Source organism: Cupriavidus sp. H39, from assembly GCF_050271075.1.
Taxonomy (GTDB): domain Bacteria; phylum Pseudomonadota; class Gammaproteobacteria; order Burkholderiales; family Burkholderiaceae; genus Cupriavidus; species Cupriavidus necator_B.
In genome coordinates this window covers 1,558,579-1,581,892 of record NZ_CP189846.1, presented here as the reverse complement: position 1 = coordinate 1,581,892, position 23,314 = coordinate 1,558,579, and the positions used below count along the sequence as shown (strand labels likewise).

At 70.9% G+C, this 23,314-nt stretch carries 22 protein-coding genes; 13 read left to right on the top strand and 9 right to left on the bottom strand.

The genetic code is table 11. From position 1 onward, the window contains the following. The first annotated feature begins 12 nt into the window (after positions 1 to 12). The gene (locus ACOCMH_RS07590; RefSeq protein WP_427306288.1) at positions 13 to 918 is read left to right on the top strand and encodes a polysaccharide deacetylase family protein; all 906 of its coding nucleotides are present in this window, start codon (positions 13 to 15) and stop codon (positions 916 to 918) included. A 75-nt stretch (positions 919 to 993) separates the two neighbouring features. Here ACOCMH_RS07590 and ACOCMH_RS07585 read toward each other — a convergent pair whose 3' ends face one another. The 4 genes from ACOCMH_RS07585 to ACOCMH_RS07570 all read right to left on the bottom strand — a co-directional run bounded on the left by ACOCMH_RS07585 (position 994) and on the right by ACOCMH_RS07570 (position 6,134). Continuing rightward, positions 994 to 3,360: a heavy metal translocating P-type ATPase gene (locus tag ACOCMH_RS07585; RefSeq protein ID WP_427306287.1), complete on the bottom strand. Its 2,367-nt coding sequence runs from the start codon at positions 3,358 to 3,360 to the stop codon at positions 994 to 996. 107 nt (positions 3,361 to 3,467) lie between these two features. Then, positions 3,468 to 3,878: a VOC family protein gene (locus ACOCMH_RS07580; protein WP_427306285.1), complete on the bottom strand. Its 411-nt coding sequence runs from the start codon at positions 3,876 to 3,878 to the stop codon at positions 3,468 to 3,470. 118 nt (positions 3,879 to 3,996) lie between these two features. Next, entirely contained in the window at positions 3,997 to 5,448 is a 1,452-nt protein-coding gene (locus tag ACOCMH_RS07575) for a heavy metal sensor histidine kinase (RefSeq protein WP_427306284.1), read from the bottom strand. After that, on the bottom strand, positions 5,445 to 6,134 hold the full coding sequence (locus tag ACOCMH_RS07570) for a heavy metal response regulator transcription factor (RefSeq protein ID WP_116340733.1): 690 nt from the start codon (positions 6,132 to 6,134) through the stop codon (positions 5,445 to 5,447). The genes ACOCMH_RS07575 and ACOCMH_RS07570 overlap by 4 nt, the downstream gene beginning before the upstream one ends. Before the next feature lie 207 nt (positions 6,135 to 6,341). Here ACOCMH_RS07570 and ACOCMH_RS07565 point away from each other — a divergent pair, with 207 nt between their 5' ends. Then, complete coding sequence (locus tag ACOCMH_RS07565) at positions 6,342 to 6,785, top strand: hypothetical protein (protein WP_427306283.1); 444 nt, start codon at positions 6,342 to 6,344, stop codon at positions 6,783 to 6,785. Positions 6,786 to 6,805: 20 nt separating this feature from the next. Here ACOCMH_RS07565 and ACOCMH_RS07560 read toward each other — a convergent pair whose 3' ends face one another. After that, positions 6,806 to 7,111 carry an H-NS family nucleoid-associated regulatory protein gene (locus tag ACOCMH_RS07560; RefSeq protein WP_427306282.1) on the bottom strand — a complete coding sequence of 102 codons (306 nt, stop codon included), beginning with the start codon at positions 7,109 to 7,111 and terminating at the stop codon, positions 6,806 to 6,808. Positions 7,112 to 7,362: 251 nt separating this feature from the next. Between ACOCMH_RS07560 and ACOCMH_RS07555 the strand changes: the two genes are divergently transcribed. Further along, positions 7,363 to 7,638 carry a hydroxyquinol 1,2-dioxygenase gene (locus tag ACOCMH_RS07555; protein WP_171513676.1) on the top strand — a complete coding sequence of 92 codons (276 nt, stop codon included), beginning with the start codon at positions 7,363 to 7,365 and terminating at the stop codon, positions 7,636 to 7,638. Positions 7,639 to 7,662: 24 nt separating this feature from the next. Here the strand turns inward: ACOCMH_RS07555 and ACOCMH_RS07550 are convergent, their stop codons facing one another. Together ACOCMH_RS07550 and ACOCMH_RS07545 are read right to left on the bottom strand one after the other, a co-directional pair. Continuing rightward, positions 7,663 to 8,547, bottom strand: coding sequence for a 3-keto-5-aminohexanoate cleavage protein (locus tag ACOCMH_RS07550; protein ID WP_427306281.1), 885 nt, complete (start codon positions 8,545 to 8,547; stop codon positions 7,663 to 7,665). Further along, positions 8,544 to 9,521 (bottom strand): 3-hydroxyacyl-CoA dehydrogenase family protein, encoded by a 978-nt coding sequence (locus ACOCMH_RS07545; RefSeq protein WP_427306280.1) that lies wholly within the window; start codon positions 9,519 to 9,521, stop codon positions 8,544 to 8,546. The genes ACOCMH_RS07550 and ACOCMH_RS07545 overlap by 4 nt, the downstream gene beginning before the upstream one ends. A 135-nt stretch (positions 9,522 to 9,656) precedes the next feature. Between ACOCMH_RS07545 and ACOCMH_RS07540 the strand changes: the two genes are divergently transcribed. The 4 genes from ACOCMH_RS07540 to ACOCMH_RS07525 all read left to right on the top strand — a co-directional run bounded on the left by ACOCMH_RS07540 (position 9,657) and on the right by ACOCMH_RS07525 (position 14,447). Further along, positions 9,657 to 10,595 (top strand): LysR substrate-binding domain-containing protein, encoded by a 939-nt coding sequence (locus tag ACOCMH_RS07540; protein WP_427306279.1) that lies wholly within the window; start codon positions 9,657 to 9,659, stop codon positions 10,593 to 10,595. After that, positions 10,592 to 12,880: a cation:proton antiporter gene (locus ACOCMH_RS07535; RefSeq protein WP_427306278.1), complete on the top strand. Its 2,289-nt coding sequence runs from the start codon at positions 10,592 to 10,594 to the stop codon at positions 12,878 to 12,880. The genes ACOCMH_RS07540 and ACOCMH_RS07535 overlap by 4 nt, the downstream gene beginning before the upstream one ends. A 341-nt stretch (positions 12,881 to 13,221) precedes the next feature. Continuing rightward, the gene (locus tag ACOCMH_RS07530; RefSeq protein WP_427306277.1) at positions 13,222 to 14,100 is read left to right on the top strand and encodes an NAD(P)-dependent oxidoreductase; all 879 of its coding nucleotides are present in this window, start codon (positions 13,222 to 13,224) and stop codon (positions 14,098 to 14,100) included. Between the two features lie 170 nt (positions 14,101 to 14,270). Further along, positions 14,271 to 14,447: a glycine zipper 2TM domain-containing protein gene (locus tag ACOCMH_RS07525; protein ID WP_171513682.1), complete on the top strand. Its 177-nt coding sequence runs from the start codon at positions 14,271 to 14,273 to the stop codon at positions 14,445 to 14,447. Positions 14,448 to 14,513: 66 nt separating this feature from the next. On the opposite strand, the gene ACOCMH_RS07520 is transcribed toward ACOCMH_RS07525, so the two are convergent. Then, on the bottom strand, positions 14,514 to 15,347 hold the full coding sequence (locus ACOCMH_RS07520; RefSeq protein ID WP_427306276.1) for a glycosyltransferase family 2 protein: 834 nt from the start codon (positions 15,345 to 15,347) through the stop codon (positions 14,514 to 14,516). Positions 15,348 to 15,386: 39 nt separating this feature from the next. Then, the gene (locus tag ACOCMH_RS07515) at positions 15,387 to 15,647 is read right to left on the bottom strand and encodes a phosphopantetheine-binding protein (RefSeq protein ID WP_427306275.1); all 261 of its coding nucleotides are present in this window, start codon (positions 15,645 to 15,647) and stop codon (positions 15,387 to 15,389) included. A 265-nt stretch (positions 15,648 to 15,912) separates the two neighbouring features. Between ACOCMH_RS07515 and ACOCMH_RS07510 the strand changes: the two genes are divergently transcribed. The 6 genes from ACOCMH_RS07510 to ACOCMH_RS07485 are packed head-to-tail and all read left to right on the top strand — an operon-like array spanning position 15,913 to position 23,286. Continuing rightward, positions 15,913 to 16,656 (top strand): acyl carrier protein, encoded by a 744-nt coding sequence (locus ACOCMH_RS07510; protein ID WP_427306274.1) that lies wholly within the window; start codon positions 15,913 to 15,915, stop codon positions 16,654 to 16,656. 49 nt (positions 16,657 to 16,705) lie between these two features. Next, positions 16,706 to 18,427 carry an AMP-binding protein gene (locus tag ACOCMH_RS07505; RefSeq protein WP_427306273.1) on the top strand — a complete coding sequence of 574 codons (1,722 nt, stop codon included), beginning with the start codon at positions 16,706 to 16,708 and terminating at the stop codon, positions 18,425 to 18,427. Next, positions 18,421 to 19,395, top strand: coding sequence for an acyl-CoA synthetase (locus tag ACOCMH_RS07500; protein WP_427306272.1), 975 nt, complete (start codon positions 18,421 to 18,423; stop codon positions 19,393 to 19,395). Before ACOCMH_RS07505 ends, ACOCMH_RS07500 begins: the two co-directional genes overlap by 7 nt. A 17-nt stretch (positions 19,396 to 19,412) precedes the next feature. Beyond that, positions 19,413 to 20,039: a LolA-related protein gene (locus tag ACOCMH_RS07495; protein WP_427306271.1), complete on the top strand. Its 627-nt coding sequence runs from the start codon at positions 19,413 to 19,415 to the stop codon at positions 20,037 to 20,039. Beyond that, positions 20,036 to 22,441 (top strand): MMPL family transporter, encoded by a 2,406-nt coding sequence (locus ACOCMH_RS07490; RefSeq protein WP_427306270.1) that lies wholly within the window; start codon positions 20,036 to 20,038, stop codon positions 22,439 to 22,441. Before ACOCMH_RS07495 ends, ACOCMH_RS07490 begins: the two co-directional genes overlap by 4 nt. Beyond that, positions 22,438 to 23,286, top strand: coding sequence for a polysaccharide deacetylase family protein (locus ACOCMH_RS07485; RefSeq protein ID WP_427306269.1), 849 nt, complete (start codon positions 22,438 to 22,440; stop codon positions 23,284 to 23,286). Before ACOCMH_RS07490 ends, ACOCMH_RS07485 begins: the two co-directional genes overlap by 4 nt. The last annotated feature ends 28 nt before the right edge of the window (positions 23,287 to 23,314 follow it).

Genomic DNA, 23,314 nt, shown 5'->3' with positions numbered 1-23,314 from the left:
GCGCACCGCAACATGGCTCGCATTGCCCTGAAGGTCGACGTCGACACGCTGCGCGGCACGCGCGAAGGCGTACCCCGGCTGCTGTCGATGCTGGCGGCCGCGCAGGCGCAGGCCACCTTCCTGTTCAGCCTGGGCCCTGACCATACCGGCTGGGCGCTGCGGCGCGTCTTCCGTCCCGGCTTTCTGCAGAAGGTATCGCGCACCTCGGTGGTCTCGAACTACGGCCTGCGCACGCTGATGTACGGCGTGCTGCTGCCCGGCCCGGATATCGGCCGCAAGGGCGCCGCCCAGATGCGCGCGACGCGCGCCGCCGGACATGAATGCGGCATCCACACATGGGACCACGTTTACTGGCAGGACAACGTGCGCGAGCGCGATGACGCCTGGACGCGCGACCAGATGCAGCGCGCCTTCGCGCGCTACCGCGAAATCTTCGGCGAGGCCCCGTCCACGCACGGCGCGGCCGGCTGGCAGATGAACGAGGCCGCGTTCCGCCAGATCGACATCTGGGGCATGGCCTATGCGTCCGACGGCCGCGGCACCGCACCGTACATCCCCACGATCGGTGGCGTGCCCTGCCGGCACGTGCAGATGCCGACCACGCTGCCGACGCTGGATGAACTGATCGGCACCGACGGCCTGACCGAGGACAACGTCCACACGGCCCTGCTGAAGCTGACCGAAGGCACGCGCGACCATGTGTTCACGCTGCATGCCGAGCTGGAAGGCGGCAAGCTGGCGCCCGTGTTCGAACGGCTGCTGGCAGGCTGGCGTGCCCAGGGGCACGAGCTGGTGTCGATGGCGACGTGGTATCGCGGGCTGGATCGGCAGACGCTGCCGGAACTGCCGGTGACGTGGGGCGAGATTCCGGGAAGAAGCGGGGAATTGATTGTGCAGCCCGACATGGCATTGCGCTGAACCGCAGGCCAACGCCGTATCAACCAGGCTCGCCGCTCCCGCTCGCGGGAGAGGCGAGCAGACCGAAAGCGGTAATCAAGCCCCGCGCCGCGCCCCCACCCTCAACCCATTGAACACCACCAGCAGGCTCGCCCCCATATCGGCGAACACTGCCATCCACATCGTCCCCATCCCCAGCACCGTCAGCACCAGGAACACGGCCTTGATGCCCAGCGCCAGCGCAATGTTCTGCCTAAGGATGATGGCGGTGCGGCGCGACAGCCGCACGAAGGCCGGGATCTTGCGCAAGTCGTCGTCCATCAGCGCCACGTCGGCGGTTTCGATGGCGGTGTCGGTGCCCGCCGCGCCCATGGCGAAGCCAACATCGGCACGGGCCAGCGCCGGGGCGTCGTTGATGCCGTCGCCCACCATGCCGATGCGGCCGCCGCGCGCATGGGCTGCGGCGGCCAGCGCGGCGATGGCATCGGCCTTGTCCTGCGGCAGCTGATTGCCGCGCGCTTCGTCGATGCCGACCTGCGCCGCGATCGCCTGTGCCGTATGCGGGTTATCGCCGGACAGCATCAGCGTCTTGACGCCCAGCGCATGCAGTTCCGCAATCGCCTGGCGGCTGGTGTCGCGCACCGTGTCGGCCACCGCGAACAGCGCCAGCGCCGTGGCCGCGCCCTGGCCAGTTACCCGCGCCAGCAGCACCACGGTCTTGCCCTCGCGCTCCAGCGCTTCCAGCCGCGCCTCCAGCGCCGGCGAGCACGCGCCCATCTCATGCACCAGCCGGTGGTTGCCGAGCCGGTATTCCACGCCCTGCACCGTGCCGCGCGTGCCGCGCCCCGCCAGCGCCTCGAACGCCTCCGCCGGCAGCGTGGCGATGCCGTCGGCCCGCGCCGCCGTGGCCACCGCGCGCGAGACCGGATGGTCGGAGCGCGCCGCCAGGCTGGCGGCAATGGCGCGCGCGTGCGGCGCATCGTCGGCAAGCAGCGCATGGTCAGTCTGCGCGGGCTTGCCGTGCGTGATGGTGCCGGTCTTGTCCAGCGCCACCCAGGCGAGCTCGCGGCCCTGTTCCAGGTAGACCCCGCCCTTGACCAGGATGCCGCGCCGCGCGGCCGCGGCCAGCCCGCTGACGATGGTGACCGGGGTGGAGATTACCAGCGCGCATGGGCAGGCGATCACCAGCAGCACCAGCGCCTTGTAGATCCAGTCGACCCAGCCGCCGCCGGCCACCAGCGGCGGCACCACCGCGACCGCCAGCGCGATCGCGAACACCGTGGGCGTGTAGATGCGCGCGAACTGGTCGACAAAGCGCTGGGTGGGCGCGCGGCTGCCCTGCGCGGCCTCCACGGCGTGGATGATGCGCGCGAGGGTCGAGTCGCTGGCGGGCGCAGTCACGATGTACTCCAGCTCGCCGGACTGGTTGATCGAGCCCGCGTAGAGCGCATCGCCTTCGGCCTTGTCGACCGGCACGCTTTCGCCGGTGATGGGCGCCTGGTCCAGCGCCGACTGGCCGCGCACGACCTTGCCGTCGAGCGCCACGCGCTCGCCCGGGCGCAGGCGCACCTGCGTGCCGACGGCCACGCCGGCGGCCGGCACGGTCTCCCAGCTGCCATCGGCGCGCCGCACCGTGGCCTGCTCCGGCGCCATCGCCATCAGGCCGCGGATGGCATTGCGGGCCCGGTCCAGCGACGCCGCCTCGATGCGCTCGGCCAACGCGAACAGCACCATGACCATGGCCGCTTCCGGCCACTGGCGCAGCAGCAGCGCGCCGGTCACGGCAATGCTCATCAGCGCGTTGATGTTCAGGTTGCCGTTGCGCAGGGCGATCCAGCCCTTGTGGTAGGTAGTCAGCCCGCCCAGCGCCACCGCGGCCAGCGCCAGCACCGCCGGCAGCCACGGCAGCCCCAGGCCCAGCCATTCCGTCGCCTCGGCTCCCAGCGCGGCCACACCGGCCAGCGCCAGCGGCCACCACGGCTTGCGCGCGGCGGTTTCGGGCCAGACCTGGTGCGCGGCGTCGGCGCTGAGCGGCACCGGCCGCATGCCGAGGCTTTCGATCGCGCTGGCCACCGGCTCCGTTGACGCCAGCGTGTGGTGCACCGTCAGCACGCGCTGGATCAGGTTGAATTCCAGCGCGGCGATGCCAGCCATGCCGCCCAGCTTGTTGCGGATCAGCATTTCCTCGGTGGGGCAATCCATGGCGTCGATGCGCCAGGCGGCGGTGCTGGCGCCGGCCGGGACCTCGACCGGTGCCGGCGGCGTCAGCGCGACGGGGGCCGCGCACCCGCTGCCGCAACACGCGGCCGGTGCCGGCGGCTCGCCGGCATGCGCGGGCGCAGCCTGGGGTGTATGGGCGTGGCCGTGGCGATCGTGCTCATGCGCATGGCAGGCGCCATGCGGCGCGCCGTGCCGGGCTGTGTGATCGTGTGGAAGAGCGTCTTCAGGTGACGTGCGAGCCATGTCTTGTTGTTCCCGCTGGTTTGACCTGATGACATTGAAGACCCTGTAGCGGCTACAGAGTCAAGCGGCGCGGGCGGCCGCGATGCCGCCCGCGCCGTCGCGCGCCGCTAGTGCTCGCAGTTGACCATCCATGACATGCCGAAGCGATCCACCAGCATGCCGAAGCCTTCGGCCCAGAAGGTCTTCTGGTACGGCACCACCACCTGGCCCCCCTCGCTCAGGCCCTCGAAGATGCGCCGGCCTTCGTCGCGGCTGACCCCGCCCACCGACAGGCTGAAGCCGCTGAAAGCGGGGCGCTCTCCGGGACGGCCATCGGAGGCCATCACCTGGTTTTCGCCAATCTGGAGATTGGCGTGCATCACCTTGTCTTTCCAGTCATCGGGCACCGCCATGCCCTGGTCCGGCGGCGCCTCCTTGTAGCGCATCGCAAACGTGACTTGGGCACCCAGCACCGTGCCGTAAAAAGCCACCGCCTCATCGAAGCGGCCACCGAAATCCAGATAGGGTTGCACCTGCATGTTGCTCTCCTGGTTGTCCATCGGGTTGCATGACATGGAACTGCCGGACGCTCCGGGAGCGGACGCGGCCGGCACGCGCGCCATTATCCGCGCGCGCGGGGCCAGTGCAAGGGCGGGTTCAGGCCACCGCGGCGGGGGCGGCAGCCGCCGGCATCGGCACCGGCTCGGCCGGGAACTTCAGCGTGAACACGGTCAGTCCGTCGACGCTGCGCACCGTCACGCTGCCGCCATGCAGCCGCATGATGGTGTCGACGATGGCCAGCCCCAGCCCGGTCGACGCCGCCGAGTTGCGCCGCGACGGATCGGCACGGTAGAAGCGGCCGAAGATATGCGGCAGCGTCTCCGGCGGAATCGCCGGGCCCGGGTTGCTGACGCGGATGCTGGTGCCGGCGTCGGCCGCCGTGGGCGCGCGCGCAACGTCGACCCGCACCGTGCTGCCCGCCGGCGCATGGCGCAGCGCGTTATCCAGCAGGTTGGTCACGGCGCGCCGCAGCAGGGTCTGGTCGGCCTGCACCGGGGCCGAGCCGGAAACCGTGAGCGCGACCTCGCGGTCGGCCGCCACGGCTTCGAAGTACTCGGCCATCTTGTCGAGCTCTTCGCGCGCGTCCAGCGTGCGCACGTCCAGCGCCACCTGTGCATGGTCGGCGCGCGCCAGGAACAGCATGTTCTCGATCATGCGGGCCAGGCGCTCGTACTCCTCCAGGTTGGACTCGAGCAGGGCCTCATACTCGGCCGTCTTGCGGCTTTGCGCCAGCGTGACCTGGGTCTGGCCGATCAGGTTGCTGATCGGCGTGCGGAAGTCATGGGCCAGGTCGGCCGAGAATTCGGACAGCCGCGAAAAGCTGTCCTGCAGCCGCGCCAGCATGTCGTTGAGCGCGGCCGCCAGTTCGCGCAGCTCCGCCGGCGCGCTGCCGACGTCGAGCCGCGTGGCAAGGCGGCTGGTGGTCACCGCGGCGGCATCGGCGGCCATGCGCCGCAGCGGCCGCAGCGCACGCCGCGCCAGCGCAAAGCCCAGTCCCGCCGCCACCGCGGCGCCGCACAGCGTGGCCCACAGCAGCTGGTGGCGATAGTCCCGGATCAGCGCCACGCGATAGCCGGCATCGCGCAACACCACGATTTCCACGGCCTTGTCCGAGTCGCCCAGCTGGCCCAGTGCGGCAATGCCGCGCGACGGCACGCCGTTCTTCGGCCGCCAGGTTTGCAGCATGCTTTTCTCGGGCTGCGTGGTAGCCGGCAACACGCGCAGCGGCGGCACGCTCTCGTTGCGCGGGTTCAGCGTGACCAGCGGCTCGCCCTGGCGCGTGCGCACCACCAGGATCAGGCCCTCGTGACCCATCGCGATATCGGCAAAGCGATGGGTATCGGCGCGGATCTCGGCTTCGCTGCGCACCTCGCGCAGCAGGTGGCGCACCAGCAGCACCTCGCCCACCAGCTCGCTTTCATCGCGTCCTTCCAGCTGGGCCGACAGCGCGCCCGACAGGTACGCCGCCACGCTGGCGAGGATCGCCGCCGTGGCCAGCCCGTAGGCCAGCGCCAGCCGCGTGGTGAGCGAAGACGGCAGCCGCATCATGCGTCGTGGACCCGGTCGTCGCCATCGTCCAGCACATAGCCCATGCCGCGGCGCGTATGGATCAGCTTGCGCGGGAACGGGTCGTCGACCTTGGCGCGCAGGCGCCGGATCGATACGTCGACCACATTGGTGTTGCTGTCGAAATTGACATCCCATACCTGCGAGGCGATCAGCGAGCGCGACAGCACTTCGCCGCGCCGGCGCGCGAGCAGGTACAGCAGCGCGAATTCCTTGGAGGTCAGGTCGATCTTCTGGCCGGCGCGCACCACGCGGCGGCGGATGGCGTCGATCTGCAGGTCGGCCACCTCGATGAACTCGCTCTCACGCAGCGGTCCGCGGCGCAGGATGGTGCGGATGCGCAGCACCAGTTCGGCGAAGGCAAAGGGCTTGACCATATAGTCGTCGGCGCCGAGCTCCAGGCCCTTGAGGCGGTCCGACAGCTCGTCGCGCGCGGTCAGGAACAGCACCGGCGTGTCGCGCTCGCGGCGCAGCTCGCGCAGCACCTCCCAGCCGTCGAGGCCGGGCAGCATCACATCCAGCACGATCAGGTCATAGGGATGCTCGCGCGCGTGGGCCAGGCCGTCGGCGCCGTCGCGCGCCAGGTCCACCACGAAGCCGGATTCGGTCAGCCCCTTGTGCAGGTAGTCGCCCGCCTTGGGTTCGTCCTCGACAATCAGGATACGCATGATTCCATCACTTTCCGGCGGCCCAGTGCCGCCATGGCGTAACGCTAGCCGAGGATGGCGGCAAATGGGTAAAGATTGCAGAAATGTCATCGCCATGCCAACGCCTTGCCACGGCATGGCCGCGCAAAACACCGGTAGAATGCGCGCTCATCTCCCGTGCGCGACTGGCCCGCGCACGTCGTCTCCCCTTCTGCCGGTTTCCCTGCGATGAAACGCCTGTCTAGCCCCTTGTTGCTGTCTCTTGTCCTGCTTGCGCTGCCCGCTGCGGGCGCCGCGGTGGCGGGGACCGCGACGTGCGGCGCCGTGCAGGCGGCTGGCCTGTCGCTGCCGGATCGGCATGTCGTGGCCAAGCTGGCAGCGGAAGCGTCGCTGGACGGCGCCGCCGACGCGGGTTGCGGCGGCAGCGCGGTCCGCGTGATGGCCGAGCCGGCCGGCGGCGGCGCGCCGTTGCAGTCGGGCGAGCCGGATGCTGCGCAGGACACCGCCCCGGACACCGCCTTGCAGCCCGCCGCGGCTTCGAACGTGCTGCGCGAGCTGCCCGCCGAGGTGTTCGTGCACCGCGCGCGGGTGGCCCCCATGGCCACGCCGGCGGCATTCAACGGCATCCTGCCCATGCTGCCCGTCTTGCCGCTGCTGCCCACGCACTGCTGAGCGCGAGGCTCAGGCCGGACTTAATTGACGCGGAAGAATTCGATCGACTGCCCGGCGTTGACCGCCCGCTGCAGCCAGTCAGGATACTCGCCCTGCCCGTCCCAGCTCTGGCCCATGGCATTGCGGTACAGCGGGCGCGCGCCCGCGGCCTTCGGCGCCGCGGCGGTGGCCGTCGACGGCGCGGCTTCGCCGGCGCCTGCCGACGCCGTCGGAACGTGGTCGAAGCACCCGGCCTCGACGAGGTCGTCGATGCTCAGGGCATGACGGTCCATTTGCTCGCGGATCCACGCCACCGCAGCGAGTTTGGCTGAATCAGACTCGGACATGACTCTTGTGAGAGGCCCGCTGCATTTCCGCGGGCAATGAAAAACCGGCGATGGAACCACAGGCCGGTCGGACAGCCATGATTCTACAGCCTTTGCCGGGCGGCAGCTGCTCTGGCGTGCAGGTGGGGTCCGCGGCAGCGCGCGGGATGACGGCATTGTCATGTGGCGGTCATGCTCGCGTGGGCGGCCGCCACCTAGACTAGCCACACCGCCGCCCATACCGGGCCGGCAACCTTACGGAGAAGCGATCCATGCATGCACTCAGGCAAGTCTTTGTCGCCACCGCCCTTATTGCCGGCGTTGCCGGCGCCGCGCAAGCCGCGCCACGCAGCGTCGATCCGTTCAGCGATGGCGCGCGCAGCGTCACCAGCCCGCGCAGCGCCTTTACCGATGGCGCCAACACCGCGACCGGCACCCGCAGCAGCTTTACCGATGGCGCACACACCGCGACCGGTGCGCGCGACCCATTTGCCGACGGTGCCCACAACCCCAACGCCCCGCGCGACAGCTTTACCGACGGCGCCTGACGGCGCCGCGCCAGCGCGCCTGCCTCAGCGCACCGCGCCGTAGATGCGGCGCGCATCGGCCGCATCCGCGATCGGCCGGCCCAGCGTCAGCCCGCCCTGCACCGCCTGCGCCACGAGCGCATGGTTGCCGGGCGCACGGCTGCCGTCGCGCAACAGCAGGTTGTTCTCGAAGCCCACCCGCACATGGCCGCCAAACGCGGCGGCCGCGGTCACGCAGGCATTCTCCTCGCGCCCGAACGCGCAGATGGCCCATGGCAGCGCATCGCCGGCCTCGGCCGCAGCCTGCAGGAATGGCAGCAGGTCGTGCGGTGACGAAACCTGCCCCGCCGTGTAGCGACCCAGCACGTACAGCACCGACCACGCCCCCGGCGGCACCATGCCGCGCTCGCGCATGCGCTGCCAGCGCCTTACGTCGGCCACGTCATACAGGATCACCTGCGTCATCACGCGTTCGCGCGCCAGCCAGGCGAAGAACGCCGCCAGCTCGCTGTCCGGGATCTCCGGCACGGCCACTTCGCGCAGGCCGATCGAAACCGCCTCGGGACGCAGTGCGCGCACCATCGCCATCTGCTCGGCGGCCTGGTACACGCCGGCGGCCTCGCTGGTCACCTGCACCAGCAGCGCGTCGCCAACCGCCTGCCTGACCGCCGCCAGGGCCTCGCGATAAGCCTGCACATCAAGCGAATGGCGGCCCTCGGCATCGCGCACGTGCATGTGCATCATGGCGGCCCCGGCATCGAGGCAGGCACGCGCTTCCGCCGCCAGCGCGGCCGCGGTCAGCGGCACCGCGGGGTGGTCGCTGGCGCGCTTGTAGGCGCCGTTGGGCGCCACGGTGACGATCAGTGGCGAGTCGGCCAGCGCCGCGCGCTGCGCAGCCACCTGGGCGGCTTGGGATGGGGTGTCGGTCATGGCTGGATCTCGGGCAGTTCGGGCGCGATCAGCGCCAGGCCGGCGCGCAGCAATTGGTCATAGCGCGCCCGCTCGGCGGCGATGGTGTCAGGCGTCCACGCGTAGAAGCCTTCGCCGCGCTTCATGCCGTGGCGGCCGTCGGCGGCCCGCTCGGACAGGCAGCGCGCGGGATGGTCGTCATTGCAGAAGGTCGGGTACATGGTGGCGCCGGCGGCTGCATGCACGTCGATGCCGGCGTGGTCGCGCTGCAGCACCGGCCCCGCCGCCAGGAAGCGGAAGCCGAAGCCGAAGCGCACCGCCGCATCGACGTCCTCGGGCGAGGCAATGCCGCGATCGATCAGGCTGAAGGCCTCGCGTGACAGCGCATGCTGCAGCCGGTTGGCGAGGAAACCCGGCAGGTCCTTGCGCACCTTCACCGGCACCATGCCGCAGCGGCGCATGAAGGCGGCCAGCGCGTCGGCGCCGCGCTCGTCGCTGGCCTCGCCCATCACCACCTCCACCAGCGGCACCAGGTGCGCGGGCATGAAGAAGTGCAGGCCAAGCATGCGCGCACGCGTGTCCAGGCCGGCGCCGATCGCGCTGATCGGGAAGCTGGAACTGTTGCTGGCCAGCAGCGTGTCCGGGCGCGCACGCGCCACCAGTTCGGCAAAGAGTGCCTGCTTCAGTGCGAGGTCCTCGGGAATGCATTCGATCACCAGGTCGACCGAGGCCCAGTCCACGGCCTCCAGCGTCGCGGCCACCCCGAGCCGCTCCGCGCCGGCTTCGCGGCCGATCGCGGCAAGGTTGGCACGCGCGCGCGCGGGCAAACCACCGGCACGCCCCGCGTCGGGCTCGACGATGGTGGTGCGGCACAGCGCACGGGTCAGCACCACGGCGACATCGGCGCCCATGGTGCCGCCGCCTACCACCACGGCATGGGCGGCACCCGGGCGGCTCAGGATCGATGATGAGGGCGGGGGACTGGGGTTCGGCATGGTTTCTCCTGGCATCCCGCCAGTGTAGAGAACCCGCTTTGATTGAAGAAGTCGATTCTCTGGATAAAATGATCCACAAACCAGATCAATCGCCTGAACCGTCGCGTCCGCGGATGCCGCCGGACCGCCGCTTCCATGAACATCAACTTGTCGATGCGCGACATCGAAACCACGCTGGTGCTGGGCCGCACGCTGAACTTCCGCCAGGCCGCCGGCCAGCTGCACTTGTCGCAGTCCGCCCTGTCCACGCAGATCCTGCGCATCGAGGCATCCCTCGGCGTGCGCCTGTTCGACCGCACCACCCGCACCGTGCGCCTGACCGCCGCGGGCCAGGTCTTCATGCAGCAGGCCGCGCTGCTGCAGGCGGCGTTCCGCGGCGCCATCGACGCCGTGACCGGCATCGCCACCGCCGAGCGCGGCCGGGTGGCGGTGGCTGCGCTGCCGTCGCTGGCGGCGCGGGTGCTGCCGCGCGTGCTGATGGCCTACCACCAGGCACGCCCCGAGGTCGCGCTGAAGGTGTTCGACACCCTGTCCGGGCCGGCTTTCGACCTGGTGCGCGCCGGCGAAGTGGACTTCGCGCTGACCGCGGCCAACCCGCAGCAGGCCGATCTGCAGTACGAGCCGCTGCTGTCGGACCGCTTCGTGCTGCTGATCCCGTCGGCGCACCCGCTGGCGCGCCGCCCCGGCCCGCTGCGTTGGGCCGACACCGCCGACGGGCCGCATGTGTCGATGACGCATCCCAGCAGCGTGCGCCAGTACGCGGAATGGGCCTTCCTGCAGAACCGCATCCGCTTCCAGCCGGTGTTCGAGGCCGAACGCCTGGCCACCATCGCGGCCATGGTCGAATGCGGCTTCGGCGTGGCGGCGCTGCCCGAGATCGCCGCCGGCACCGTGCGCCAGCCCGGCATTGTCGAACGGCTGCTGACCGCGCCGGTCACCGAGCGCTCGATCGGCCTGGTCACCGCGCGCAACCGCAGCCTGTCGCCGGCGGCGGCCGAACTGGCGGCAGCCGTGCGCGCGCGGCTGGCGACCCGGCCGCTGCCGGCCGCGGCGGACACGGAGGCCGGCGCATGAGCATCATCGTCGATATCCTGATCCTGGCCGGCGTATTGCTGGCCATCGTCGCCGTGGTGCAGGTGGCCGCGGCACGGCTGGTGCTGCCGGAATCCACGCTGCTGTCGGCCATCGGCATCGCCATCGGCGCCGGCTATGTCGCCATCGACGCCGCCCACCCTGACTTTGCCCGGCATTTCCTGCATCCGCTGATCGACCCGGCCTTGCCGCCGGAGGCCTACCTGTGGATCTTCCTGCCGCCGCTGCTGTTCCACGCCGCCTTGACCGCCGACGTGCGCGGCATGCTGCCGGACGCGGCACCGATCCTGCTGCTGGCGGTGGTTGCCGTAGTGGTGGCCACCGGGGTCATTGGCGTGGCCACCGCGGCGGCCAGCGGCATGCCGCTGGCGGTGTGCCTGCTGCTGGGCGCGGTGGTGGCCACCACCGACCCGGCCGCGGTCATCGCGATCTTCCGCGACGTGGGCGCGCCGGCGCGGCTGATCCGCCTGGTGGAGGGCGAAAGCCTGCTCAACGACGCCGCCGCTATCGCCATCGTCGGCGTGCTGGTGGCCATGCTGACCGGGCATGGCGCGCAGGCGACGCTGGCGGCCGGCCTGCGCGAGCTGGCCTGGGGCTTTGCCGGCGGGGTGCTGTGCGGCGCGCTGGCCGGGCGGCTGGTGTCCGACCTGCTGCCCCGGCTGGCCGGCCTGGCCATGGCGGAAAGCGCGCTGACCCTGGCGCTGCCCTACCCGCTCTACCTGCTGGCCGAGCAACTGCTGGGCGTATCAGGCGTGGTCGCGGTGGTGTGCGCGGGCCTGATGGTCAGCGCGCTGGGCCCGACGCGGCTGGCACCGCCCAACTGGCGCCACCTGCGCATGCTGTGGGGGCAGTTCGCCGGGATTGCCGGCGCCGTGGTGTTCCTTTTGGCCGCCGTGCGCGTGCCCGCAATGCTGGCGGGCGTGACCGGGCATCATGGCTGGCTGCTGCTGGTGCTGGTGCTCGCGGCGCTGGCGGCGCGCCTGGCGACGCTGTTCGGGCTGCTACCGCTGCTGTCCTGGCTGCGGCTGAGCGCGCCCATCAACGGCGCCTTCAAGCTGGCTATCGCGTGGGGCGGGCTGCGCGGCGCGGTGACCCTGGTGCTGGCGCTGGGCATCGCCGAGAACAGCGCCCTGCCCCTCGAAACGCGGCATTTTGTTGCCATCCTGGCTACCGGCTTCGTGCTGGTCAGCCTGCTGCTCAACGGCACCACGCTGCGCGCGCTGATCCACCGGCTCGGGCTGGACCAGCTGTCGCCGCAGGAGCGGGCGCTGCAGCTGCAGGCGATCCGCCTTTCCACCGAAGAAGTCGAGGCGATGCTGGCGCGCGTGGCCGACTCGTTCGACCTGCCACCCGCCATCGCGCGCGAGGCGGCGCAGACGTATCGGCGCGGCATTGAACTGGGTTCGGCGGAATTCGACTTCGACACGGCCTTGTCCGAGCGCGACCGCCTGACCATCGGCCTGGTCACGCTGGCCACCCGCGAGCGGGAACTGATTCCCGAATATGGCGACGGCGTGATCTCCGTGGCCAACCTGGACGCAATGATGCGCAACACCGCGCAGATGATCGACGCGGCGCGCGAGCAGGGGCGCATCGGCTACAACCGTGCCGCGCGGCATATCCTGGACTATCACCTGGGTTTCAAGGTGGCGCTGTTCCTGCACCGCCGGCTCGGCATCGACCGCCCGCTGGCGCGCGCGCTGGCCGACCGCTTTGAGCTGCTGATCTGCCGCCAGACCGTGCTGGACCGGCTGCGCCGCTACAACCGCTCGATGCTGACCCCGGTGTTCGGCGCGCGCATGGCCACCGTGCTCGACGGGGTGCTGGAAGACCGCTCGCGGGCGGCCGCCGAAGGGCTGGCGGACATGCGTTCCAGGTTCGGCGCCTATACCGTGGCGCTGGAGCGGCGCCTGCTGACGCTGTTCGCGCTGCGCAAGGGCAGGCTCTCGCTGCAGACCATGCGCGAAGAGGCGGTGATTTCCAAGGAAGCGTTCAACCAGATCGCCCAGGTGATCCAGCAGGCGTGGCACGGCAGCCTGGTGCGCCCGCCCTTGCGCGGCGTGACCGACCATGCGGGCGAGCCCGGCACGGCGCCGGGCCCGCGGGCTTCAGGAGGGATCCTTGGTGCGGGTACGCGAGACCGCCGCCATGATGCCGATACCGAGCACGATCAGGCAGGCAATGCCGATGTAGACCGGCGCCAGCCCGGCCGTCGAGAGGCCCCAGGCAATGCCGCCTACCAGGACCAGCAGGCCGATGATATATAGCGCGAATGACATGAGTCGGCTCCTTCGGGGGTGCAACCTGTGTTCAATGTAGGCAGCGTGCACGGCGCAAGGGATAGGACAAGGGCGGATGCTGGCGTAGGCGGGTTCTGACCCGCTTGTGCCCCACTTGTGCCCCGCTTGTGCCCCACTTGTGACCGGAACGGCCCATGCCGACGTCCCGGCGCTGTCGTGCCCCATTGCCGACGGTTCTGTATCTGTCCGCCGCGCCACCCGGCCCGTATACTCGCGGGACCGGCGCGGCGCTGTCGGCGGGCGCTTGCCCAGCCTTGCGCGGCCGCGCCTCACCGATCCCGAACATCAACAAGCAACGGAGCAGCAGCATGCGTGTCGCATTCCTCGGACTGGGCGTCATGGGTTTCCACATGGCCGGCCACCTGGTGTCCAAGGGCCACGAGGTCACGGTCTATAACCGCACCGCCGCCAAGGCCCAGGCCTGGGTCGACCGGTTCGGCGGCAAGTCCGCCGCCACCCCCGCGCAGGCCGTGGGCGGTGCGCAGGTGGTGTGCTCGTGCGTCGGCAACGACGACGACCTGCGCACGGTGCTGACCGGGCGCGACGGCGCCTTCTTCGGCGCGCCCAGCGGTTGCATCTTTGTCGACCACACCACCGCCAGCGCCAACGTCGCGCGCGAACTCTACGCTGCGGCCGGCGAACGCGGCCTGCACTTTATCGACGGCCCGGTCTCGGGTGGCGAAGTGGGCGCGGAAAAAGGCATCCTGACCATCATGTGCGGCGGCGACGCCGAGGCCTTTGCGCGGGCCGAGCCGGTCATCGCGGCCTACGCGCGCGCCGTGACCCGCATCGGCGAATCTGGTGCGGGGCAGCTGGCCAAGATGGTCAACCAGATCAGCATCGCGGGCCTGATCCAGGGCCTGTCCGAGGCCATTGCCTTCGGCGAGCGCGCGGGCCTGGACATGCGCCTGGTGCTGGACGTCATCAGCAAGGGCGCGGCCGGATCCTGGCAACTGGAGAATCGCGGTCCCACCATGATCGACAACAAGTTCGACTTCGGCTTCGCGGTGGACTGGATGCGCAAGGACCTTGGCCTGTGCCTGGACGAAGCCCGCCGCAACGGCGCGGGCCTGCCGGTCACGGCGCTGGTGGACCAGTTCTACGCCGACCTGCAGCAGATGGGCTGTGGCCGTGCCGACACCTCGTCGCTGGTTAAGCGGCTGCGCCAGCACAGCGACAAGGGCTGAGGCCACGGGCGCGCCACCCCTGCCATCGTCCGATTCCTACCGGCCAATCGGCGCCTCACGGACGGGCCACGCCGCGTCACGCGGCTAAAGTGGACGCGTGAGGGCCTGGCCGCTTCGAAGTGGTGCTGCGATGTCGTGCGGCGGGCCCGGCAACGAAGCAGGAGACCATCATGTGGAAACTCGCAGGCGCGCTTCTGGTAGGCGCAAGCATGGCGCTGGCCGGCTGTACGGCGGCGGGCGCAGTAGCCGGCGGTGTCGCCGGGCATGAACTGACTGACGGCAGTACCGCCGGAACCATCGGCGGCGCCGTGGTGGGTGGGGTGGTGGGCCACGAGCTGGGCAAGTAACCCGCCTGTATCCGCCTGTCCGCCTGACCTGAAGGCCGCTTCGCGCGGCCTTTATGCGTTCGGGACTTAGTCCGTGTGCGCGGGCGCCGGGCCGCCCCTGGGCCGGCGCCACCGCCGCCAGGCCAGCAGCGGCAGCCGCACCACGAACCCGGCCAGCAGCCGCAGGTGCATGCCGGCCAACAGCAGGTTGTCGCGCAGGTAGCGGAAGTGCGAGACCCCGCCCTCGCGCGGCTTGAAATAACGCACCGGCGCGTCCAGGTTGATGGGGCGCACGCCGCGCCAGCACAGCCGCACCGCAACTTCCGGATCAAAATCAAAGCGCCGCATCCAGCGGCTATGCCGCATCACCGCGCGCAGCGGCGCGATCGGGTAGACGCGAAAGCCAAACAGGGAATCGCCGATGCCGGCCCACAGCGTCTCCACGTCCACCCAGAAATTCGACATGCGCCGCCAGTACACCCGCTCGCGCGGGGCGCTGGCGTCGAAGCGCGGGCGGCCCAGCACCATCGCGCCGGGGTCGCGCTGCGATACCGCCATGAATGCCGGAATCAGCTGCGCCGGATGCTGGCCGTCGGAATCCATCACCAGCACATGCGTATAGCCTGCCGCCGCGGCCCGTTCGATGCCGTGCAGCACGGCGGCGCCCTTGCCCTGGTTGCTCGGCAGCACCAGCACCTGCAGCCCGGGGTCGGTGGCGGCCTGCGCCTGCAGCCACTGCGCGCTGCCGTCAGTGCTGCCGTCGACCACTACCCATACCGGGGTCCAGGCCGCGCGCGCGCCGCGCAGCACCTCATGCAGCCGCACGCCGGGGTTATAGCTGGGAATCAGCACCAGGTGGGTCGCTGAAGACCCGGCGCTGCCGTCCACCAGCGCCGGCGCGGGCGTGGCTTGCTGCGGCATGTCGTGATCCTGTCCGGGCTGAAGAAAACGATGGCTGGGCTAGCGCGTGCGGTGTTCCGCCAGGTAGGCGGCCAGGCTGCCCAGTGAGGTAAAGATGGTCTTGTTGTCGGGATTGTCCGAGCGCAGCTCGACGCCGTACTTGCGCGATACCAGCAGGGCGATCTCGAGAATGTCGATGGAATCCAGCCCGAAGCCTTCTCCATAGAGCGGCGTGGCGGCGTTGATGTCCTCCAGCCGCAGTTCGGCGATGTCGAGTTCGTCGAGGATCAGGCGGGCAAGTTCGGTTTCGAGTTCGGTCATGTTGCTAGATGGCTGGAACGCCGCTGCGCCCCCGTGCCGGGGCAAGTCAATCCCGGTGCGCGCGTCGGGCACCCGAATGCTATCAAACGGGGCATTCACGGGCGAGTCGAGAGAAGTTTAGTAACAACATCAACACCCTATTCGGGAATCATCATCGCGCCGTGAAGGTCTTTTGGGGTATAAAGCGTTCGCTTCGCTTGCCGGGTGGCGCCTGTCCGGTGCACCGCGGGCCAAGCGACTTACGCAACACACCAAGCTTCCACAGATGCCTTTGAGCCAGCCCGTAGACCGCTTTTCTCCGCCCGCCGCCCGGGTCCCGCCCGCGCTGGACGCCGCAGCCCCGTGGTGGCGGCGCCATGCCTGGATTGGCGCGGTGGCGGCCTTCGTGGCCTACGAATCGGCCCTGCATCGCGCGGCACACCAGCCCGGCGCCGAGGTGGCGGCGCTGCTGCTCGGCGCGGCGCCGTTCCTGCTGGTCGGTTTCGTGGCCTGCCGCCGGCTGGCCGCGCCTATCCTGCGTGTCCCGGCGCTGCTGGCGCTGCTGGCCGCGTGCGCCGCGCTGTGGCTCTGGCGCACGCCGCTGGCCGGTCATTTCGGCTGGACCTACTACCTGCAGCATGCGGGCGCCAATGCCGCGCTGGGCGCGATGTTCGCGCTCAGCCTGCGCCGCGGCCGCACCCCGCTTTGCACGCAGATCGCCACGGTCATCCACGGCACGCTGTCCGCCGCGCATGCGCGCTATACGGTGCGCGTGACCCAGGCCTGGACGCTGTTCTTCGCGGCAATGGTGGGCGTGTCGACGCTGCTGTTCGTGCTGGCGCCGGTGGCGGCCTGGTCCAGCTTCGCCAACCTTGCCACGCCGCTGCTGATCGCCCTGATGTTCGCGGGCGAGGCCGTGTGCCGCCGCCTTGCCTTCCCGGGCATGCGCCACGGCGGCCTGCTCGACGCGGTGCATGGCTACCGCGCGCTCATGACGGCCCGTGCGGCCCGGCTCGGGTTGCCGCGCTGACGCGCCGCGATCCGGCCCCGGCACCGCGAACTGCGCACAGGCTCCGTCCATGACTACGCTCCCCATCGTTGCCCACGCTACGCCCGACGACATCATCGCCTGGGCGCACGGACAGCCAGTGACCGTGTGCCAATTCCTGGCCGATGCGGCCCGCCTGGCGGCAGCCCTGCCGGCTGGCGGCCATGTCTTCAACGCCTGCACCGACCGCTACCGCTTTACCGTCGGCCTGTGCGCGGCGCTGCTGGCGGGCAAGCCCACGCTGCTGCCGCCGTCGCACACGCCCGAGACGGTGCGCCAGCTGCTTGCCTTCGCGCCCGACGCCTTCTGCCTGCACGACCAGCCCGATGCGGCCTTCGATATGCCGGCGATGCACTACCCCGATGGCCCGGCGGCCACCGTCGCGGACGGCCCGGTCGAGATTCCGCAGATCCCGGCGGCGCAGGTCATGGCCTACGTGTTCACCTCCGGATCGACCGGCACGCCGGTGCCGCACCGCAAGACCTGGGGCGCCATGGCCCGCTGCGCGCGCGCCGCGGCGCAACGGCTGGGCCTGCTCGACGGGCGTGCGTGGACGCTGGTCGGCACGGTGCCGCCGCAGCATATGTTCGGCCTCGAAGCCACCGTGATGCTGGTGCTGCAGGGCCGTGCGGCGCTGGTGGCCGCGCCGGCGTTCTATCCGGCCGATGTCTGCGCGGCGCTGGCCGCGGTGCCGGCGCCGCGCGCGCTGGTCAGCTCACCCGTGCATCTGCGCACGCTGGTGCAATCCGGGCTGGCCATGCCCGCGGCGGACCTGGTGCTGTGCGCCACCGCGCCGCTTGGGCGCGAGCTGGCCACCGAGACCGAGGCGCTGTTCGCCGCGCCGCTGTGCGAAATCTACGGCAGCACCGAGACTGGCCAGCTCGCCACCCGTCGCACCGCCCGGGACGACGCCTGGACGCTGGTGCCGGGGGTGCGGCTGCAAGCCCGCCCCAATGCCGCCGGCGACGATACCGAGACCTGGGCCGAGGGCGGCCATATCGAACAGCCGGTGCCGCTGGGCGATGCGATCGCCCCGCTGGACGCGCAGCGCTTCCGGCTCAATGGGCGCAAGGCCGACCTGCTCAACATCGCCGGCAAGCGGTCTTCGCTGGCTTACCTGAATCACCAGCTGACGGCCATCGACGGCGTGCGCGACGGCGCGTTCTTCATGCCCGACGACGCGCATGAAGGCGACGCGCAAGGGCACGTGGTGCGGCTGGTAGCCGTAGTGGTGGCTCCGGACCTGGCGCCGGACCGGCTGCAGCAGGCACTGCGCGAACGGATCGATCCGGCCTTCATGCCGCGGCCCCTGTACTTTGCCGAGTGCCTGCCGCGCAATGCCGCGGGCAAGCTGCCGCGCGCGGCGCTGGCCGCGCTGGTGGCAAGACTGTCCGGCACCCAAGGCCGCAAACCCGCGCCACCACCAGGCTTTGTCATCGACGCCGGCCATCCGGCCATGGCCGGCCACTTCCCGGGCCATCCGATCGTACCCGGCGTGGTGCTGCTGGACCATGCCGTGCTGGCGCTCGGCACCGCGCTGGGCCGCCCGCTGGCCGTCGCGCAGGCCAGCATGCTGAAGTTCCTGAGCCCGGTGCGCCCGGGCGAGCGCGTGGAGGTGCTGCACCAGTCCGAGGCGGCAAGCGGTGGCGACGAGACCATCCGCTTCACGTTGCGCAGCGCCGGGCGCGATGTCGCCAGCGGCACGCTGCAGGTACGCGGCAGCGCGCCCCATGCGGAGGCCTTGCCATGCTGAGCTGGCGGTGGCGGCGCCAGGCGCCGCTGGATGCGGAATGGTCCAGCCGCGAAGAGCGCGGCAACATCACGCTGCTGCGCATCATGACGTGGCTGTCGCTGGCGCTGGGCCGGCCCGCGGGACGCGTGGTGCTGCGGGCCATTGCTGCCTACTTCATGCTGTTCGCGCCGGCGGCGCGCCATGCGTCGCGCGCTTACCTGGACCGCGTGCTCGGACGCCAGGCCACCTGGGGCGACGGCTACCGGCATGTGTTCACCTTCGCCTCGACCATCCACGACCGCATCTACCTGCTCAACGGCCGCTTCGACCTGTTCGACATCCGCCTGCATGGCGAGGGCCTGCTGGAAGCCGCGATGGCGCGCGGGCGCGGCGCCATCCTGCTGGGCGCGCACCTGGGCAGCTTCGAGGTGGTGCGCGCGCTGGGGCGGCGCCACCCGGACATGGAGGTCGCGATCACCATGTACGAAGAGAACGCGCACAAGCTCAACGACGTGCTGCAGTCGATCAACCCGGCGATGCGCCAGGACGTGATCGCGCTGGGCCGCTTCGACACCATGCTGCGGGTGCGCGACTACCTGGACCGGAGCTATATGATCGGCATGCTGGCCGACCGCACGCTGTCGCAGCGCGCCACCGACCCGGTGCAGCAATGCAGTTTCCTCGGTGCGCAAACCGGCTTCCCCACCGGCCCGCTGCGCATGGCGGCCATGCTGCGGCGGCCGGTGTTCTTCATCACCGGGCTGTACCGTGGCGGCAACCGCTACGACGTCCATTTCGTGCCGCTGGCGGACTTCACCGAGACGGCGCGCGGCCAGCGCGAAACGGCGGTGCAGGCGGCGCTGGCCGACTACGTGCAGCTGCTGCAGCGTTTTTGCCGCAGCGCCCCGTACAACTGGTTCAACTTCTATGACTTCTGGCACGCCGGTCCGCCGCTGTCCGAGCAGCCGCCGCCGGGGAACGAGCCTTGACCCGTGAGCCGCCATTGATGTTTTTCTCCGCGCGTCCTTTCCGCTACCCGCTGTCCGCACTGCTGGCCAGCGCCGTGCTCGCACTGGCGCCGCTGGCGAGCTCGGCCGCCCCCGCGGCGCCGGCGGCCAGCGCCGCGTTCGGCGTCGACCAGCTGATGTCCACGCTGGCGCAGCGCAAGTCCGGGCGCGTGCTGTTTACCGAAACCAAGTACCTGGCAATGCTCGACAAGCCGGTGCAGTCCTCGGGCGAACTGCGCTTCACCGCGCCCGACCACCTGGAAAAGCGCACGCTGTCGCCCAAGCCAGAGAACCTGTTACTGGACGGCGACATGCTGACGGTCGAGCGCGACGGCAAGCGCTACACCATGCCGCTGCAGAACTACCCCGAGATCGCCGCCTTTATCGAAAGCATCCGCGCCACGCTGGCCGGCAACCGCGATACGCTGGAGCGCTACTACAAGCTGGGCCTGGAGGGCCGCGCCAGCCGCTGGACGCTGACGCTGACGCCGGCGGACTCGCGCATGGCCGCGGCCGTCAGCCAGGTCCGCATCGAGGGCAGCCAGGATGCGCTGGACCAGGTCGAGATCCGGCAGGCCGACGGTGACCGCTCGGTGATGAAGATCCGGCCGGCCGCGAGCCGATGAGCGCGGCACCGCGCCGCCTGGCGCTGGCGCTGTGGGTGCTGGCACTGCTGGCCTGCGCCGCTGTCGTCAGCCGCACCACCTTCACCGCCGACCTCTCCGCCTTTCTGCCGCGGCTGCCCAGCGCCGAGCAGCAGTTGCTGGTGAACCAGCTGCGCGACGGGCTGGTCTCGCGCCTGATCCTGGTCGGCATCGAAGGCGGCGACGCCGACGGCCGCGCGCGGATCGCGCGCGCGATGGCGGCGCAACTGCGCGCCGACCGCCGCTTCGCGTCGGTGCAGAACGGCGAGCCGGTCAACCAGGCCGCGGACCGCGAGTACGTCTTCGCCCACCGCTACCTGCTCAGCCCCGCGGTCACGCCGGAGCGTTTCAGCGAACGCGGGCTTGCCCAGGCGGTGAACGATTCGTTCGCGCTGCTGGCCTCCTCCGCCGGGCTCTTCACCAAGTCATTGCTGCCGCGCGATCCCACCGGCGAGGTCGCGGCGATGCTGGCGCAACTCGATGCCGGCCAGCGCGTGCCGATGCATGCGGGCGCGTGGGCCTCGCGCGACGGCAAGCGCGCGCTGTTGCTGGCGCAGACCGCCAGCGCGGGCTCGGATACGGATGCGCAGGCACAGGCGATAGCCGCCGTGCGGGAAGCATTTGCCCGCGCCGCAGCGGCCGGTCCGTACCAGCTGGTGATGACGGGCCCCGGCGTGTTCTCGGTCAAGGCGCGCGACACCATCCGGCACGATGTCGAGCGGCTCTCGACCATCGGCCTGGCCATCGTCGTCACGCTGCTGCTGGCGGTGTACCGCTCGGTGCCGCTGCTGGTGCTCGGGCTGGTGCCCGTACTGAGCGGCGCGCTGGCCGGCATTGCCGCGGTCAGCCTGGGTTTCGGTGGATCGGTGCATGGCCTGACGCTCGGCTTTGGCACCACGCTGATCGGCGAGGCCGTCGACTATTCGATCTATCTATTCGTGCAGTCCGCGCAGTACACGCGCAATGGCCAGCGCGACGAACACGCCTGGCTGGGCGGCTTCTGGCCGACGGTGCGCCTGGGCGTGCTGACTTCGGTCTGCGGCTTTGCCTCGCTGCTGCTGTCGGGCTTCCCGGGACTGGCGCAATTGGGCCTGTATTCGATCGCCGGGCTCGCCACCGCGGCTTTGGTCACCCGCTTCGTGCTGCCGCAGCTGGTGCCGGCGACGCTGCACCTGCGCGACGTCGCGCCACTGGGCCGCAAGTTGCAATGGCTGGCGGTGCGCGCGCACCGGCTGCGCTGGCTGGTGCTGCTGCTGGTGGTGGGCGCCTGCGTGGCGCTGGCCCTGCACCGCGGCACGCTGTGGGGCCGGGAACTGCAGGCGCTAAGCCCGGTATCGGCAAGCGACCAGGCCCTGGATACCTCCCTGCGCGAGAACCTGGGCGCACCGGACGTACGCTACCTGGTGGTGGTGTCGGGGCCGGACCAGGAATCCGTGCTGCAGGGCGCCGAGCGCGTGGCGCATGAGCTGGAACCGCTGGTGGCGCAGAACTTCATCGGCGGCTACGAGAGTCCGGCGCGCTACCTGCCGAGCGCGGCCACCCAGCGCGAACGCCAGGCCAGCCTGCCGCCGCCCGACGCGCTGGCGCAGCGCCTGCATGCCGCCATCGCCACCCAGCCGGTGCGCGTGTCGCTGTTCGCGCCCTTCCTGGCGCAGGTCGAAGCGGCCCGCACCGGGCCGCTGCTGCAGCGCGAGAGCCTGCGCGGCACCTCGATGGCGCTGGCGGTCGACGCCCTGCTGCTGCAGCGCGACGGCCGCTGGAGCGCCACGCTGCCGCTGCGCGCGCCGGTGCACGCGCCGCACGAAGCCGGCGCCGCCGACGGCGTCGACAGCGCCGCGGTGCGCGCCGCGATCCAGCGGGCCGGCGTGGCCGATACCCTGTTCGTCGATCTGAAAGGCGAATCGGACCGGCTCTATGCCGGCTACCTGCGCGAGGCCTTGCTGCTGTCGCTGGCCGGGCTGCTGGCGATCATCGCCCTGCTGGCGGTGGCGCTGCACTCGCCGCGGCGAGTGCTGGCCACGGTGCTGCCGTTGGCCGCCGCGGCGGTGGTGGTGCTGGGCGGGCTGGCGGCGCTGGGCCAGCCGCTGACGCTGCTGCACCTGGTGGGCCTGTTGCTGCTGGCCGCGGTCGGCTCCAACTACGCACTATTCTTTAATGGCCCGGCAGCGGACGGCCGGGTGGCCGGCGCTTCACCGCACACGCTGGTGTCGCTGCTGCTGGCCAACATGACCACGGTTGCCGCGTTCGGCCTGCTGGCGCTGTCGAGCCTGCCGCTGCTGCAGGCGTTTGGCCTGACCGTCGGTCCCGGCGCCGTGCTGGCGCTGTGGTTTTCGGCCATCCTTGCGCCCGCCGCAGCACCGGGGAAGGCCGGGAGCGCAACATGAAACCGCTATCCGCACCGGGCGTTGCCTTGCCCGAAGCTTGCCCCAGCCGACCATGGCGGCCCAGCCCCATGCTCTATGGCGCCGCCGCCGTCCATGTGGGTGCCATCGGCGCGATGCTCGCTTACCCGCAGAGCCTGGGCTGGGCCCTGGGTAGCATCGGCGCAACCCATGCGGCAATGTGCGCCGCCGGCCTGTGGCCGCGCAGTACCTGGCTCGGCCCCAACCTGCTGCGCTTGCCGCCATCGGCCGAAGGCTGCGTGGCGCTGACCTTCGACGACGGCCCCAACCCGGCGTTGACGCCGCGAGTACTCGACCTGCTCGACCAGCACGGCGCCAGCGCGACGTTCTTCTGCATCGGCCAGCGCGCCGCGGCGCATCCCGACCTGGTGCGCGAGATCGTGCGCCGCGGCCACGCGGTGGAGAACCACAGCATGTTCCACCGGCTGTACTTTTCCACGTTCGGGCCCGGCCGCATGCAGCGCGATATCGCCGCCGCGCAGCAGGTGCTGGCGGATATCACCGGCCAGGCGCCGCGCTTCTTCCGCGCCCCGGCGGGGCTGCGCAATCCCTTCCTGGAACCGGTGCTGTGCCGGCTCGGGCTGCAACTGGCGGCCTGGACCCGGCGCGGCTTCGATACCCGCAGCGGCAACAACGCCGCGCGCGTGGCGCGGCGCCTTGCCGGCGGGCTGGCCGCGCGCGACATCCTGCTGCTGCATGACGGCAACCCCGGCCTGGACCCTGCCGGCCACCCCCACTGCACCACCGTGCTGCCGGGCCTGCTTGCCGCCATCGACCGTGCCGGACTGCGCTGCGTGACGCTGCGCGCCGCGGTGCCGCCGGCCTGAGTCCGGCGCCTTGTTACAATTGGCGCTG

Excerpts from the sequence above, each read along its gene's own strand:
- ACOCMH_RS07590 (WP_427306288.1), top strand. The coding sequence starts at position 13 with ATGGCTCGCATTGCCCTGAAGGTCGACGTCGACACGCTGCGCGGCACG.
- ACOCMH_RS07585 (WP_427306287.1), bottom strand. The coding sequence starts at position 3,360 with ATGGCTCGCACGTCACCTGAAGACGCTCTTCCACACGATCACACAGCC.
- ACOCMH_RS07580 (WP_427306285.1), bottom strand. The coding sequence starts at position 3,878 with ATGCAGGTGCAACCCTATCTGGATTTCGGTGGCCGCTTCGATGAGGCG.
- ACOCMH_RS07575 (WP_427306284.1), bottom strand. The coding sequence starts at position 5,448 with ATGATGCGGCTGCCGTCTTCGCTCACCACGCGGCTGGCGCTGGCCTAC.
- ACOCMH_RS07570 (WP_116340733.1), bottom strand. The coding sequence starts at position 6,134 with ATGCGTATCCTGATTGTCGAGGACGAACCCAAGGCGGGCGACTACCTG.
- ACOCMH_RS07565 (WP_427306283.1), top strand. The coding sequence starts at position 6,342 with ATGAAACGCCTGTCTAGCCCCTTGTTGCTGTCTCTTGTCCTGCTTGCG.
- ACOCMH_RS07560 (WP_427306282.1), bottom strand. The coding sequence starts at position 7,111 with ATGTCCGAGTCTGATTCAGCCAAACTCGCTGCGGTGGCGTGGATCCGC.
- ACOCMH_RS07555 (WP_171513676.1), top strand. The coding sequence starts at position 7,363 with ATGCATGCACTCAGGCAAGTCTTTGTCGCCACCGCCCTTATTGCCGGC.
- ACOCMH_RS07550 (WP_427306281.1), bottom strand. The coding sequence starts at position 8,547 with ATGACCGACACCCCATCCCAAGCCGCCCAGGTGGCTGCGCAGCGCGCG.
- ACOCMH_RS07545 (WP_427306280.1), bottom strand. The coding sequence starts at position 9,521 with ATGCCGAACCCCAGTCCCCCGCCCTCATCATCGATCCTGAGCCGCCCG.
- ACOCMH_RS07540 (WP_427306279.1), top strand. The coding sequence starts at position 9,657 with ATGAACATCAACTTGTCGATGCGCGACATCGAAACCACGCTGGTGCTG.
- ACOCMH_RS07535 (WP_427306278.1), top strand. The coding sequence starts at position 10,592 with ATGAGCATCATCGTCGATATCCTGATCCTGGCCGGCGTATTGCTGGCC.
- ACOCMH_RS07530 (WP_427306277.1), top strand. The coding sequence starts at position 13,222 with ATGCGTGTCGCATTCCTCGGACTGGGCGTCATGGGTTTCCACATGGCC.
- ACOCMH_RS07525 (WP_171513682.1), top strand. The coding sequence starts at position 14,271 with ATGTGGAAACTCGCAGGCGCGCTTCTGGTAGGCGCAAGCATGGCGCTG.
- ACOCMH_RS07520 (WP_427306276.1), bottom strand. The coding sequence starts at position 15,347 with ATGCCGCAGCAAGCCACGCCCGCGCCGGCGCTGGTGGACGGCAGCGCC.
- ACOCMH_RS07515 (WP_427306275.1), bottom strand. The coding sequence starts at position 15,647 with ATGACCGAACTCGAAACCGAACTTGCCCGCCTGATCCTCGACGAACTC.
- ACOCMH_RS07510 (WP_427306274.1), top strand. The coding sequence starts at position 15,913 with ATGCCTTTGAGCCAGCCCGTAGACCGCTTTTCTCCGCCCGCCGCCCGG.
- ACOCMH_RS07505 (WP_427306273.1), top strand. The coding sequence starts at position 16,706 with ATGACTACGCTCCCCATCGTTGCCCACGCTACGCCCGACGACATCATC.
- ACOCMH_RS07500 (WP_427306272.1), top strand. The coding sequence starts at position 18,421 with ATGCTGAGCTGGCGGTGGCGGCGCCAGGCGCCGCTGGATGCGGAATGG.
- ACOCMH_RS07495 (WP_427306271.1), top strand. The coding sequence starts at position 19,413 with ATGTTTTTCTCCGCGCGTCCTTTCCGCTACCCGCTGTCCGCACTGCTG.
- ACOCMH_RS07490 (WP_427306270.1), top strand. The coding sequence starts at position 20,036 with ATGAGCGCGGCACCGCGCCGCCTGGCGCTGGCGCTGTGGGTGCTGGCA.
- ACOCMH_RS07485 (WP_427306269.1), top strand. The coding sequence starts at position 22,438 with ATGAAACCGCTATCCGCACCGGGCGTTGCCTTGCCCGAAGCTTGCCCC.